The following is a 13,828-nucleotide window of genomic DNA, read 5'->3' as shown; positions in this document are numbered from 1 at the left end:
CACCGGAGAGTGAAGCGCGCTAAACTGCCCGGCACCTTTTTTTGGGAAATGATTGCGATGAGTCAGCAGTGGCAACTCTACATCGTCCGTACGGCGAAAGGGAGCCTGTACACCGGTATCACCACGGATGTGGTGCGCCGGGTCGCTCAGCACCAGAGCGGACGCGGCGCCCGCGCGCTGCGCGGCAAAGGGCCGCTGGACCTGGTGTTTCACTGTGACGCGGGCGATCGCGCCAGCGCCTCCAGGCTGGAGTATCAGGTCAAGCAACTGACCCGCCAGCAGAAATTACTGCTGGTGGCGGGCCAGCCCGGCTGTCTGGAGAGCTGGCTGGGTATTACGGCTGGCGATTAAAGGGTTCGGCGTAGTCGATCTGCCCTTCCGCCCCGTCATACGCATTATCGGCCAGACGGTAGACCTGGAACGTTGCCTCTGTACCCGGCCAGCGGCTGCGCAGGCCGTGGCGTGCCGCCGGTTCAAAACCAAAACGGTTGAACAGCGCCGGATCGCCCAGCACCACTACCGCGCTGTAGCCAAATTCATTGAGCGTATCCAGCCCCTCATAGATCAGCTTGCTGGCAATACCCTGACCGCGCAGCGTCTCATCGACGGCCAGCGGTGCCAGCCCAACCCAGCCGCGATCTTCACCCTGAACGCTGACCGGACTGAATGCGGCATAACCCAGCACCTGTCCCTCGTCATCCGTCGCGACCACGCCTAAGGTCAGCAAGCCATCTTCACGCAGCGCCTGAGTCAGTTCCGCCTCTGCAGAGGTACTGAAGCAGCGTCTGAGCAGCGCGTCGATGCCTGCGGCATCCACGCCAATTTCACTACGAATCAACATGCAGCACCTGCGCGCGCCTGAGCGGCCTTCGCGTCCTGTTTCATGCCGGCGTCGACAAATGCCGCCATCTGCTCAATTGCCGTACGTAACGCGGTGGGCATAGCCTCGGGTTCAATAGCATCCATTACGTTCTTCACCTCAAGTCCCAGTTCAGTGTCACCTTCAATCACCAGCCGGCGTTGAAAGAACAGCATGTCGGGATCTGCTTTACGTGCTGCCACCAGCAACAGATCATTGGCATTGCCCCGAAACCAGACATCCGCTTCGGACTGTTGCAATACCGCCAGTCGGCCGTCCTGCAGCGTGGTTATCCATTGCAGATTGAGATCGGCAATTTCAATACCCAGCAGGCGACCATCCAGAAAGTCTAACTCACCTTCAGCCAAAGCATGACGAAATTGCCAGTTTAAGAGTTGTTGCAGAAGCAACTTTTTGACCGGGAATGGGGTGAACGCAGCGGGTAACCCTAAGATTTTAGGACCGTTTTTCACACAATGGGCATGTATCCGCTCTAACACTTTCGTCACTCCCTTCAGAAAATTTTACGTATATTGCCATATCCTTTTCTGCGCGCCTCCTCTGAGATCAATAAAAACCGCTGCCATGCAGGTAAAAAAAGCGCCGCCGGGCGGATGAATTTGAATTTCACTGCCCCAAATCAACACGCTGCCCGGACCAGATGCCTAGACTCGACGCCCATCTGCATGTTGAGAGGAATATCTATGGAACTGCTCTGCCCGGCAGGAAACTTACCCGCAGTGCGCACCGCTGTAGAGAATGGCGCTGATGCGGTGTATGTGGGGCTGAAAGATGACACCAATGCCCGTCATTTTGCGGGTCTGAATTTCACCGATAAAAAACTGGCTGAAGCCGCGCGCTATCTTCATCAGCATCGTCGCAAACTGCATGTTGCGATCAACACCTTTGCCCATCCGGATGGCATGGGTCGCTGGCAGCGGGCGATTGATGTGGCGGCGCAAAACGGAGCTGACGCGCTGATCCTGGCGGATATCGCCACGCTGGAGTATGCCGCGACGCACTATCCCCAGGTCGAACGTCATCTTTCTGTACAGGCTTCGGCGACCAATCTGGAGGCGATTCGCTTTTACCATCGCCACTTCAATCTGCAGCGTGTGGTGCTGCCTCGCGTGCTGTCGATTCACCAGGTTAAACAGCTGGCACGCAGCACACCGGTACCGCTGGAGGTGTTCGCCTTTGGCAGCCTGTGCATCATGGCGGAAGGCCGCTGCTACCTCTCTTCCTGGCTGACCGGTGAATCGCCTAACAGCGCCGGTGCCTGCTCCCCGGCGAAGTTTGTGCGCTGGCAGCAGACGCCGCAGGGCATGGAGTCACGTCTTAATGAAGTGTTGATCGATCGCTACGCCCCGGACGAAAGCGCGGGTTATCCGACACTTTGCAAAGGACGCTATGTGGTTAACGACAAGCGTTATCACGTGCTGGAGGAGCCCACCAGTCTGAACACGCTGGAGCTGCTGCCGGAACTGCTGCGGGCAGGCATCGCCTCGGTGAAAATCGAAGGCCGTCAGCGCAGCCCTGCCTATGTCGCTGACGTGGCGCGCGTCTGGCGTCAGGCAATTGATCGCTGCAAGGCGCAGCCGGAACAGTTTGAAGTTGCACCACAGTGGATGCAGACGCTGGGCGATCTCTCAGAAGGTTCGCAAACCACGCTGGGTGCTTATCACCGTGAATGGCAATAAGGAGTCATGATGCAATATGCCCTTGGGCCGGTGCTCTGGTACTGGCCGACCGATACGCTGGAAGATTTTTACCAGCAGGCTGCCCGCAGTAGCGCGGATATTATCTACCTTGGCGAAGCGGTGTGCAGTAAACGTCGCGCCACGCCCTATGCCCGCTGGATGGCGCTGGCTCGTGAACTCGCGGCCAGCGGCAAACAGGTGGTGCTGAGCACGCTGGCGCTGCTGCAATCGCCCTCTGAGCTGAAAGAGCTGCAGCGTTACGTAGAGAACGGTGAGTTCCTGATTGAAGCCAATGATATCGGCACGGTAAACATGGCCGCTGAGCGTCATCTGCCCTTTGTCGCGGGCCCGACGCTCAATGTTTATAACGCCGACACGCTGCAGCTGCTGGTCAAAGAGGGCATGACGCGCTGGTGTATGCCGGTGGAGATGTCACGTGACTGGCTGCTACAGCTGCTGGAGCAGTGCGAGACGCGGGGTATCCGGCAGCAGTTTGAGGTGGAGGTGCTGGGCTACGGTCATCTGCCGCTGGCGCTCTCAGCGCGCTGCTTCACCGCCCGCTCGGAAAACCGCGCGAAAGATGATTGCGAAACCTGCTGTATCAACTATCCGACAGGCCGGCGCGTCAACTCCCAGGAGGGGCAGCAAGTGTTCGTCCTCAATGGCATTCAGACCATGAGCGGCTACTGCTATAACCTGGGTAACGATCTGGCTGGTATGCACGGCCAGGTCGATTGCATACGGCTCTCGCCGCAGGATGTGACGACGCTGGCAGAGATTGACCGTTTCCGCGCCAATGAAAACGGTCAGGCTCCGCTAATGGTCGCAAAAGGCAGTGATTGTAATGGTTACTGGCGCAAACTGGCGGGCATGACGCTGGCATCCTGAATAAAAGCACATACCGGCTATATTCCTGCTGAGGTTAGCAGTTTTAATATAAGGAATGATGCGTAATACTAAATGGTGCAGGCCTTAACTTAACGCCTGCGCCATACAACGGGAGTAGTCATGTCTGATAAAAAACCTCTTCGCCTGTCCGTGCTGGATCTCGCGCCGATTCCACAGGGCGCGACCGCTCGGGATGCGTTCCATAATTCGCTGGCGCTGGCGCGTCAGGCTGAAAAACTGGGCTATCAACGCTACTGGCTGGCTGAACATCACAACATGACGGGGATTGCCAGCGCAGCCACCTCCGTGCTGATTGGCTATCTGGCGGCGAATACCGAGACTCTGAAGCTGGGCTCCGGCGGCATTATGTTGCCTAACCATGCGCCGCTGGTGATCGCCGAGCAGTTTGGTACGCTGGCCTCTCTCTATCCTGGCCGTATCGATCTCGGCTTAGGTCGCGCGCCAGGTTCTGACCAGCGCACCATGATGGCGCTGCGCCGTCATCAGGCCAACATGCACATCGACACGTTCCCCGAGGATGTGGCTGAACTGATTAGCTGGTTCGATGCCGAAGCGGATGCGCAGCCGCCGGTGCAGCCGGTACCCGGTCTGGGCCTGCAGATTCCGGTCTGGCTGCTCGGCTCCAGTCTCTACAGCGCACAGCTTTCAGCAAAAATGGGCCTGCCGTTTGCGTTTGCCTCCCATTTTGCCCCTGACCAGCTGTTCCAGGCGCTGCACGTCTACCGCGAAAACTTCCAGCCATCGGCGCGTCTCGACAAGCCTTATGCCATGGTCTGCATTAACGTGATCGCCGCAGACAGTGAGCGTGATGCGCGCTTCCTGTTTACCTCGCAGCAGCAGCAGTTTATTAACCTGCGCCGCGGCAAACCGGGCCCGTTACCGGCACCGGTTGAAAACATGGATAATCTCTGGTCGCCATCAGAACAGTATGGCGTACAGCAGGCGCTCAGCATGTCGCTGGTCGGCGATACGGACAAAGTGCGTCATGGGCTGGCCTCGCTGATGCGTGAAACCCAGGCGGATGAAATTATGGTCAATGGCCAGATTTTTGATTCCGAAGCGCGCCTGCGCTCCTTCGCCATTGCGATGGAAGCGGCTAACAGCCTGTAATCAGTTCTGCGGTGGGCGCAATCTCTCCGGGCTCACCGCCAGCTGACGACTATCCCTGGCCGGAGATTGCCCATACAGGCGGCGATACTCCCGGCTGAACTGTGACGCGCTCTGATACCCCACCCGATAGCCTGCCGTACCGGCATCCAGCTTTTCCACCATCATCAAACGTCGCGCCTCATTCAGCCGCAGTTGTTTCTGGTATTGCATCGGCGTCATAGCCGTCACGGCTTTGAAGTGATGATGCAGCGAAGAGATGCTCATGCCGACACTGCTGGCGAGCCGATCGATCTTCAGCGGCTGATGAAAATTTTCCCGCAGCCAGCGGGCAGCCTGCGCGACCCGGTTGCCCGGCCGCTCAGCCAGCGCCATATTCAGGATGCGCGAACCTTCCGGCCCGGTCAGCAGCCGATAGAAAATCTCCTGCTCAATGAGCGGGGCCAGCGCATCAATGTCCTCAGGATGGTCAAGCAGGCGTACCAGCCGGATAACCGCATCCACCAGCAAAGGTGAGACCTTATGCACGGTGACGCCGCGTTCACTGTCTGGTGTCACCAGCGGCAGCGTCGGGGGAAACTGTTCGAGGTAGCGCATCAGCCGGGATTCATTGATGGCAATACCAATCCCCAGATTGGGTTTTTCCGGCGTGGCGACGGTGACGCAGGCGCGCACCGGCATATCCAGCGTCACCAGCAGCAGATCGCCCGGACCATAGTGCAGCACCTCATCACCGATATGCAGCGCCTTACCGCCCTGTGCCACCAGGGCAAAACTGGCCCATTGAGCAAAGTGCATTGGCTCAGTCGGTGCTGAAACCCGGCCAAAAAACAGGCAATCTATGGCGCTGGAATGCCGCCCATCCTCCGGAGCATGACGGGCAATTAACTGCGCCAGCCCCTGCCACTTCTCACTCTCTGTCACTGTGTTCTCCCCTCCCGCTATCTGTGCTGATATTACCTGACGCTGAGCGGAATACCTGGCCCGCTGCGCTACTTTTGCAGGATCGTGCAAGAAGCTTGCAGGATTGCACTACCCGCTTTTCGGCACCAGCGCGCATAGTCTTTCGACGCAATCATTACGGCGGAGAACAACATAATGAAGGCACTGCAGAATAAAATCGCGCTGGTAACAGGCGCCTCAAAAGGCATTGGTGCGGCGATTGCCATCGCTTTTGCCGCGGCTGGCGCCCGCGTCGTGGTCAATTATCGTCAGGATGAAGTGGGAGCGGCTGACGTGGTCAGCGATATCGTCACCCTGGGCAGTGAAGCCGTGGCGGTACAGGCAGATATCTCTCTCCTGCGGGATGTGGAACGGCTCTTCGCCACCACCGCAGAGTGCTTCGGCGCGCCCGACATTGTGGTGAACAATGCGGGCAGCTTTCATCACGGCGAGTTTGCGGCGCTGACGCTGGAGGAGATGCAGCAGCAGATTAACGTTAACCTGCTGGGTACGCTGATGGTCTGTCAGCAGGCGATTCGTCACTTCCCGTCGCACGGCGGCAGCATTATTAATCTCAGCGCCCTGAACAGTAAAAACAGCACGCCAGGTTCCGTGCTCTGGGCGGCAACCAAAGGCGCAGTGGATACCCTGACCCAGGGACTGGTGCGCGAGCTGGGCGCAAAGAACATCCGGGTTAACGCCCTGGCACCAGGCATGATTCTGACGGAGGGATTACTGGCCGCGAAGAGGATGAGCCCACAGCTCAAAGCGCAACTGCTGGCTGCCACGCCGCTGGGACGCTTTGGTCTGCCGGAAGATGTGGCGCAGGTTGCGCTGTTTCTGGCCTCTGAAGAGTCCGCCTGGGTCAGCGGCGAGCGTGTGATGATCAGCGGCGGTGCCTGACAGGCATAAAAAAAGGGAAGCCATTAGCTTCCCTTTTTGTTACGACGCTAAGTCGTTATACATCACGACGACGTGGAGCGGCGGCTGCGCCCTCTTCACGACGTGGACCACGGCTACCTTCACGGTTGAAAGTACGTCCGCCGCCTTCACGACCACCTTCACGGCGTTCAGAAGAGAAGCGACGACCACCTTCACGGTTAGCTGCGCCCGGACCGCCTGCACCTGGACCGCTGCGACGCTCACCGCCAGCACCAGCTGGACGACGGTCACCACGGCCTTCGTTCGGCTGTGCATCACCCAGTAACTGCATATTCATCGGCTTGTTCAGAATACGGGTACGGGTAAAGTGCTGCAGCACATCGCCTGGCATGCCTTTCGGCAGCTCGATAGTCGAGTGGGTACCGAACAGCTTGATGTTACCGATGTAACGGCTGCTGATGTCGCCTTCGTTAGCGATAGCGCCAACGATGTGACGAACTTCAACACCATCATCGCGGCCTACTTCGATGCGGTACAGCTGCATTTCGCCAACGTCACGACGTTCGCGACGTGGACGATCGCCATCACGGCTTTCGCGGTTTTCACGCGGAGCACGAGAATCGCCACGCGCTTCACGGCTGTCACGACGGCCATCACGCTCGTCACGATCGCGGTATTCGCGACGTGCCGGACGCGGTGCTTCTGGTGGCAGAATCAGAGGACGTTCGCCCTGTGCCATCTTCAGCAGTGCGGCTGCCAGTGTTTCCAGATCCATTTCGTCTTCTGGCTGCATTTTAGCCAGCAGAGCACGGTACTGATCCAGATCGCTGCTTTCCAGCTGCTGCTGAACTTTAGCAGCAAACTTAGCCAGACGACGCTCACCCAACAGTTCTGCGTTAGGCAGTTCTACCTCAGGAATGGTCAGCTTCATGGTACGTTCGATGTTACGCAGCAGACGGCGTTCGCGGTTCTCAACGAACAGCAGCGCACGGCCAGCACGACCAGCACGACCGGTACGGCCGATACGGTGAACGTAAGATTCTGAGTCCATCGGGATGTCGTAGTTAACAACCAGGCTGATGCGCTCAACGTCCAGGCCACGGGCCGCAACGTCGGTTGCAATCAGAATGTCGAGACGACCATCTTTCAGGCGCTCAAGCGTCTGCTCACGCAGAGCCTGGTTCATGTCACCGTTCAGCGCGGCGCTGTTATAGCCACTACGTTCCAGCGCTTCTGCCACTTCCATGGTTGCGTTTTTGGTACGCACGAAGATGATGGCAGCATCAAAGTCTTCTGCTTCCAGGAAGCGAACCAGTGCGTCTGTTTTACGACCGTAAGCGGTCCAGTAGCTCTGGCTGATATCAGGACGCGTGGTCAGGCTTGACTGAATACGCACTTCCTGTGGATCTTTCATGAAGCGTTTGGTGATACGACGAATCGCTTCCGGCATGGTTGCAGAGAACAGCGCGGTCTGATGATCGGCTGGAATTTGCGCCATGATGGTTTCAACGTCTTCGATGAAGCCCATGCGCAGCATTTCGTCTGCTTCATCCAGCACCAGGCCACGCAGGTTAGAAAGGTCTAACGTGCCGCGTTTCAGGTGGTCAAGCAGACGGCCAGGCGTACCCACAACAACCTGTGGTCCCTGACGCAGTGCGCGCAGCTGCACGTCATAACGCTGGCCGCCGTAAAGGGCAACCACGTTCAGGCCACGCATGTGTTTAGAGAATTCGGTAACTGCTTCAGCAACCTGTACCGCCAGTTCGCGGGTAGGTGCCAGCACCAGGATTTGTGGCGCTTTAACAGTAGGATCAATGTTGTGTAACAGCGGCAGAGAGAACGCCGCGGTTTTACCACTCCCGGTCTGCGCCATGCCTAACACGTCACGGCCCGCCAGCAGGTGAGGAATACACTCAGCCTGGATTGGGGATGGCTTTACGTAGCCCATGCCATTCAGTGATTCAAGGATGTCGGCGTTCAGGCCAAGGTCAGCAAAAGTGGTTTGAATATCAGTCATGTAGTACACGTGCCTCTTAGATTGCGGCGGCCAGTCTACATAACTCGTCGTGAAAACTTTCAGTCATTTTCATCAAAAAGTGTGAACCGGCTCAAATTAAAAGTTTTGACGAACAGAAAAGCCTTCATCCTTTAAGATGATGACTTAACAGGTTTTACAGGCAAATTAAGTTCGTCAGCTATTGCTGGTCAGATTCTGATAAATCGTCTTGTGCCTGGCCGAGTTGCGCCAGTTCCAACAATGCGTATCGGTGTTCAACAAAGTTATTGACGTTGTTGGCCACCGCCAGTTTGAACAACGCTTTCGCGTCGTCCTTCTCCCCCAGACTTAGGTAGTACTTACCTAAATAGAAGTTGGTTTCACTGAGATGTTCAGCGAGCGAGGTGTTATCCGTTGCGTCCGCCTTGAGACTTTCCATCAACGTTTTCTCGTTGATATCTCCAAGGTAGAACTCGACAATATTCCATCCCCATTGATCTCTGACCGCTTTGTCGTGACGCTGTTGAAGCGCGACTTTTGCCTTGTCGACATCCATCTCACGTTCAACGAGATAGAGCCACAAACTGCGGAAAGGATCGTTAGGATCGTCTTGATAAAACGCCAGCAGATCATCTTGCGCTAACTTGTATCGACCGCCGTAATAGAGGGCGATACCACGGTTTAAATGCGCATAGTTGTAAGTTGGATCAAGCTCAAGTACAGAATCAAACGCTTCATAGGCGGCATCAAAGTTGCCCGCCTGCGTTAAATATATGCCTAAGTAGTTAAACACTTCGGGCATATCTGGTCTTATAGACAGCGCTTGCGAAAAATCGTTCCGCGCTAATGCCCGCAGACCTAAACTATCATACAACACTCCGCGCTCATATAACAGCTGTGCGCGTTCATCATCGGTGAGAGCGCGACTGGCAAGAATTTGTTCCATGCGCGCCAGTATCACTTCCTGCTGCAGTGTGGGCTGTAAAGGCACTGCAAGAACTTCGTTCTTACGCCAATTGGAGTTGCTGCATCCTGCCAGCGTCAAAGCTGTCGCAACAAAACACCAGCGCAGAAAAGGCTTCATTTCCCACTCCCGAAAACAAACATTGGGATAACCATCCTGTCATCCGCCTGCTGTGCACAAGGATTCCCGCCCTCGCGATGATACAAACGCCCCTCTCTGCCAGGCAGAGAGGGGCAAATCAGCAACGACTTATTCAGCAGCGTCAGGCGTGGTCACCGCGACAGCTTCTTCAGCCTGCGGCTTAGATTCTGTCGCTTCTTTGATGCTCAGACGTACACGGCCCTGGCGATCAACTTCCATCACCTTAACCGGTACTTCCTGACCCATCTGCAGATAGTCAGTCACTTTCTCAACGCGCTTATCAGCGATTTGTGAAATGTGAACCAGACCTTCTTTACCGCCGCCGATTGCAACGAAGGCGCCGAAGTCAACGATACGGGTCACTTTACCACTGTAAACGCGGCCCACTTCGATCTCTGCGGTAATCTCTTCGATACGACGAATCGCTTCTTTCGCTTTCAGACCATCGGTCGCAGCGATTTTCACGGTGCCGTCATCTTCAATTTCAATCGTTGTGCCGGTCTCTTCGGTCAGTGCACGAATCACTGAGCCGCCTTTACCGATCACATCTTTGATCTTGTCAGAGCTGATTTTGATGGTGTAAATGCGTGGTGCGAATTCAGAAATCTCAGTACGCGGTGTGCTGATAGCCTGTTCCATAACGCCCAGAATGTGCAGACGTGCACCACGGGCCTGGTTCAGCGCTTCCTGCATGATTTCACGCGTGATGCCTTCGATTTTGATGTCCATCTGCAGCGCGGTGATACCTTCACGGCTACCGGCTACTTTGAAGTCCATGTCGCCCAGGTGATCTTCATCGCCCAGGATGTCAGACAGAACAACAAACTTCTCATCTTCTTTCACCAGACCCATTGCGATACCGGCAACGGCGGCTTTGATTGGCACGCCTGCATCCATCAGCGCCAGTGAGGCACCGCAGACAGAGGCCATTGAAGAAGAGCCGTTAGATTCGGTGATTTCAGAAACAACACGAATGGTGTAAGGGAAATCTTCCGCTTTAGGCATTACCGCTAACACGCCGCGCTTCGCCAGACGACCGTGACCAATCTCACGACGCTTCGGCGAACCTACCATGCCGGTTTCGCCGACAGAGTATGGAGGGAAGTTGTAATGGAACAGGAAGCTGTCGGTACGTTCGCCCATCAGCTCATCAAGGTTCTGCGCATCGCGGGTCGTACCCAGCGTTGCAGTAACCAGTGCCTGCGTCTCACCACGGGTGAACAGTGATGAACCGTGTGTACGTGGCAATACGCCAGTACGCACGTCCAGACCACGGATCATATCTTTTTCACGACCATCGATGCGTGGCTCGCCATTCAGGATGCGAGTACGAACAACGGTTTTTTCAAGGCTATGCACGATGTCGCCGATTTCTGAACCATCCAGCGTTTCATCTTCAGCCAGCAGCGCAGCGATGGTTTCGTCTTTAATGACGCCAACCTGGGTGTAACGCTCCTGCTTGTCAGTGATGCGGTAAGCATCGCTGATGCGCGCTTCTGCCAGGGCAGCAACGCGAGAAATCAGTGCGGTATTGGCCGCTTCTGGCTGCCAGTCCCAGCGTGGTTTGCCCGCTTCAGCAACCAGAGCATTAATGTTTTCGATAACAATCTGCTGCTGGTCGTGACCAAAGACCACGGCGCCCAGCATCTGCTCTTCTGACAGGATCTCAGCTTCAGATTCAACCATCAGAACGGCATTCTGCGTACCGGCAACCACCAGATCCAGACGAGACTGTTTCAGCTCATCTGCGGTTGGGTTCAGGACATATTGATCGTTGATGTAACCAACACGCGCAGAACCAATTGGGCCATTGAACGGCAGACCAGAAAGCGCCAGTGCAGCAGAAGCACCGATCATGGCAACGATGTCCGGATGAACCTGTGGGTTCACAGAGACAACAGTGGCGATAACCTGAACTTCGTTAACAAAACCTTCCGGGAACAGCGGACGAATCGGGCGGTCAATCAGACGCGAAATCAGGGTTTCGCCTTCGCTTGGACGGCCTTCACGACGGAAGAAGCTGCCTGGGATACGACCAGCAGCGTAAGTACGCTCCTGATAGTTCACGGTCAGTGGGAAGAAATCCTGACCTGGTTTAGATTTTTTCTGACCTACTACAGTGACGAATACTGCAGTATCGTCCATGCTCACCATAACAGCGGCTGTCGCCTGGCGAGCCATCATGCCGGTTTCCAGCGTGACGGTATGTTGACCATATTGGAATTTGCGTACGATCGGATTCAGCAAAATCAAAGTCCTTAACTTCGGGGCATGGCTATCTGTAGCCCGCCATTGATTACCAATCTTCAGTTGCATCCTCGCGACTAATGACAACCCTCGACCGCCCCTGCGGTAAAGCCTCTCATTAGCCGCGCGAAATTCTGCAAACTAAAGATCACACTAAGCAACAATACATCAGTTTGGTCCGGATTGCTGCCGATTGCTCGAAAAAAGGGGCCATAAAGGCCCCCTCTTCACGAAACTCGCACAAATCTGATCGTAAGCTGCACAGAGTGCAAAAGCCCGCATAATGCCCCGACGATCAGATTCTTCAGACTTAGCGACGCAGACCGAGACTTTCGATCAGGCTGCTGTAGCGTGCAACGTCTTTACGCTTCAGGTAGTCCAGCAGCTTACGACGCTGAGATACCATGCGCAGCAGACCGCGGCGGCTGTGGTGGTCTTTTTTGTGCTCAGAGAAGTGACCCTGCAGATGGGTAATCTGCGCGGTCAACAGGGCAACCTGAACTTCAGTTGAACCGCTGTCGTTAGCACCACGGCCATATTTAGCAACGATCTCTGCTTTAGCTTCTACGCTTAGAGACATAATAAACTCCAGTAATAAATGAATGTATGGGTGCCGATCTCTAATTCAGCATCCCGCTTTAAAGCCGCGCTATTCTACTCTGCGCCCGATAGCAACGCAAATGCCCCATCAGCGAAAAGTGAACGCCTGGCTCAATCCTGATACTCAACCACTAAACGACGTGGCGCAAGCCGGCCATCGTCGGCAATTTCTGCCATACCGATAAACTTACGCGCTTCGCCTTCCGATACCCTTACCAGCCCCTGGGCAGGCGCATTGCTGGCCTGTACCGGCTGTCCCTGGCGGAAGAAATCTGCCACGGCAGGCGGGATATTCACTTCAGGGAAATCAGAGGCGGGGCTGTCCATCGGCAACAACAGCGGATCGAGCTGCGTTTCCAGTGGAATGCCGGCTTCTGTGGCTTCCGTCAGCAGGGTGTTGAGCTGTTCCAGCGTCACCATCCTTTCATACGGATAACGGGCAACCTGAACGCGACGCAGCATAATCACGTGCGCACCGCATCCCAGCTTTTCGCCCAGGTCATCGATGATGGTGCGGATATAGGTGCCTTTGGAGCAGTGAATTTCCAGCTCCAGCTCGTTATCCTGCCAGCGAATAAATTGCAGTTCATAGACAGTGATCGGACGCGGTTCACGCGCAATCTCAATGCCCTGACGCGCATATTCATACAGCGGGCGTCCCTGATGCTTCAGTGCCGAAAACATCGAAGGCACCTGCAGCGTTTCGCCACGGAAGCTCTCCAGAGCACTGTCCAGATCGGCCTGACTGAAGCTGACCGGACGCGTCTGCACGATGTTGCCATCGGCGTCTGACGTGTCGGTCCGCTCGCCCAGTCGGGCAATCACGCGATAGCGTTTGTCGGAATCGAGCAGATACTGCGAAAACTTAGTCGCTTCACCCAGGCAGATCGGCAACATGCCGGTAGCCAGAGGATCCAGCGCGCCGGTATGTCCTGCGCGATTCGCGTTAAAGATACGCTTCACTTTCTGCAGGACATCATTCGACGAGACGCCTTGTGGCTTATCCAGCAACAACACGCCATGGACGTCGCGACCGCGACGACGCGGACGACTCATTACGCCTCCTCGTCATCGCCAGTGGCGTCCGGACCACGGCGTTCAGTATCGTTCTTCACGACGCTGGTGACGAGATTGGACATGCGCATCCCTTCGACTAACGAGTTGTCGTAGAAGAAAGTCAGCTCAGGCACGATACGCAGACGCATCGCTTTGCCCAGCAGAATGCGGATATAACCTGACGCTTCTTTCAGCGCTTTCAGGCCATGTTTAATCGCTTCTTCATCTTTGTCATTGAGGAAAGTCACGAACACTTTTGCGTAAGCGAGATCGCGTGAGACTTCAACGCCTGATACGGTGACCATCATGCCAAGACGTGGATCTTTGATCTCACGCTGCAGGATCATCGCAATCTCTTTTTGCAGCTCTTGTGAAACGCGCTGCGGGCGACCAAATTCTTTCGCCATCATTATTTCTCCCAAATA

The 13,828-nt window shown here is 55.7% G+C and carries 15 protein-coding genes; 5 read left to right on the top strand and 10 right to left on the bottom strand.

Features of this window, described 5'->3' with window-relative positions; all coding sequences use genetic code 11:
* Positions 1-57 precede the first annotated feature (57 nt).
* Positions 58-351: a GIY-YIG nuclease family protein gene (locus PAG01S_RS15985; RefSeq protein ID WP_031292823.1), complete on the top strand. Its 294-nt coding sequence runs from the start codon at positions 58-60 to the stop codon at positions 349-351.
* On the opposite strand, the gene PAG01S_RS15980 is transcribed toward PAG01S_RS15985, so the two are convergent.
* Positions 335-841, bottom strand: coding sequence for a GNAT family N-acetyltransferase (locus PAG01S_RS15980; RefSeq protein ID WP_010251747.1), 507 nt, complete (start codon positions 839-841; stop codon positions 335-337). The two genes, PAG01S_RS15985 and PAG01S_RS15980, sit on opposite strands and share 17 nt — an antisense overlap.
* Positions 835-1,359, bottom strand: a complete 525-nt coding sequence (gene ubiT, locus PAG01S_RS15975; protein WP_010251750.1) for a ubiquinone anaerobic biosynthesis accessory factor UbiT — start codon at positions 1,357-1,359, stop codon at positions 835-837. Before ubiT ends, PAG01S_RS15980 begins: the two co-directional genes overlap by 7 nt.
* Positions 1,360-1,563: 204 nt before the next feature.
* On the opposite strand from ubiT, the gene ubiU reads away from it, so the two are divergent.
* The 3 genes from ubiU (at position 1,564) to PAG01S_RS15960 (ending at position 4,578) form a co-directional block, all read left to right on the top strand.
* On the top strand, positions 1,564-2,559 hold the full coding sequence (ubiU, locus tag PAG01S_RS15970) for a ubiquinone anaerobic biosynthesis protein UbiU (protein ID WP_062759370.1): 996 nt from the start codon (positions 1,564-1,566) through the stop codon (positions 2,557-2,559).
* Positions 2,560-2,568: 9 nt separating this feature from the next.
* On the top strand, positions 2,569-3,447 hold the full coding sequence (locus tag PAG01S_RS15965) for a U32 family peptidase (RefSeq protein WP_033759648.1): 879 nt from the start codon (positions 2,569-2,571) through the stop codon (positions 3,445-3,447).
* 120 nt (positions 3,448-3,567) lie between these two features.
* Positions 3,568-4,578 (top strand): luciferase-like monooxygenase, encoded by a 1,011-nt coding sequence (locus tag PAG01S_RS15960; protein WP_010251755.1) that lies wholly within the window; start codon positions 3,568-3,570, stop codon positions 4,576-4,578.
* Here the strand turns inward: PAG01S_RS15960 and PAG01S_RS15955 are convergent, their stop codons facing one another.
* The gene (locus PAG01S_RS15955; protein WP_062759369.1) at positions 4,579-5,499 is read right to left on the bottom strand and encodes an AraC family transcriptional regulator; all 921 of its coding nucleotides are present in this window, start codon (positions 5,497-5,499) and stop codon (positions 4,579-4,581) included.
* Positions 5,500-5,673: 174 nt separating this feature from the next.
* Here PAG01S_RS15955 and PAG01S_RS15950 point away from each other — a divergent pair, with 174 nt between their 5' ends.
* The gene (locus PAG01S_RS15950) at positions 5,674-6,420 is read left to right on the top strand and encodes an SDR family NAD(P)-dependent oxidoreductase (RefSeq protein WP_062759368.1); all 747 of its coding nucleotides are present in this window, start codon (positions 5,674-5,676) and stop codon (positions 6,418-6,420) included.
* Positions 6,421-6,475: 55 nt separating this feature from the next.
* Here the strand turns inward: PAG01S_RS15950 and PAG01S_RS15945 are convergent, their stop codons facing one another.
* From PAG01S_RS15945 to rbfA, 7 genes are all read right to left on the bottom strand, one after another.
* Positions 6,476-8,416 carry a DEAD/DEAH family ATP-dependent RNA helicase gene (locus PAG01S_RS15945; protein WP_033769504.1) on the bottom strand — a complete coding sequence of 647 codons (1,941 nt, stop codon included), beginning with the start codon at positions 8,414-8,416 and terminating at the stop codon, positions 6,476-6,478.
* A 16-nt stretch (positions 8,417-8,432) separates the two neighbouring features.
* The gene (gene yrbN / locus PAG01S_RS22745) at positions 8,433-8,489 is read right to left on the bottom strand and encodes a protein YrbN (protein WP_098053093.1); all 57 of its coding nucleotides are present in this window, start codon (positions 8,487-8,489) and stop codon (positions 8,433-8,435) included.
* A gap of 105 nt (positions 8,490-8,594) precedes the next feature.
* Positions 8,595-9,479: a lipoprotein NlpI gene (gene nlpI / locus PAG01S_RS15940; RefSeq protein WP_010251765.1), complete on the bottom strand. Its 885-nt coding sequence runs from the start codon at positions 9,477-9,479 to the stop codon at positions 8,595-8,597.
* 129 nt (positions 9,480-9,608) lie between these two features.
* A complete protein-coding gene (gene pnp, locus PAG01S_RS15935) occupies positions 9,609-11,747 on the bottom strand; it encodes a polyribonucleotide nucleotidyltransferase (RefSeq protein WP_010251767.1) in 2,139 nt (712 codons plus the stop codon).
* 310 nt (positions 11,748-12,057) lie between these two features.
* On the bottom strand, positions 12,058-12,327 hold the full coding sequence (gene rpsO, locus PAG01S_RS15930; RefSeq protein ID WP_003851063.1) for a 30S ribosomal protein S15: 270 nt from the start codon (positions 12,325-12,327) through the stop codon (positions 12,058-12,060).
* Positions 12,328-12,458: 131 nt separating this feature from the next.
* Positions 12,459-13,403, bottom strand: coding sequence for a tRNA pseudouridine(55) synthase TruB (gene truB / locus PAG01S_RS15925; protein WP_010251781.1), 945 nt, complete (start codon positions 13,401-13,403; stop codon positions 12,459-12,461).
* A complete protein-coding gene (rbfA, locus tag PAG01S_RS15920) occupies positions 13,403-13,810 on the bottom strand; it encodes a 30S ribosome-binding factor RbfA (RefSeq protein WP_010251785.1) in 408 nt (135 codons plus the stop codon). Before rbfA ends, truB begins: the two co-directional genes overlap by 1 nt.
* Between the last annotated feature and the right edge of the window lie 18 nt (positions 13,811-13,828).

Origin of the sequence: Pantoea agglomerans NBRC 102470 (genome assembly GCF_001598475.1) — a bacterium.
GTDB classification, from domain to species: domain Bacteria; phylum Pseudomonadota; class Gammaproteobacteria; order Enterobacterales; family Enterobacteriaceae; genus Pantoea; species Pantoea agglomerans.
This window is presented reverse-complemented; position numbering and strand designations above follow the sequence as displayed.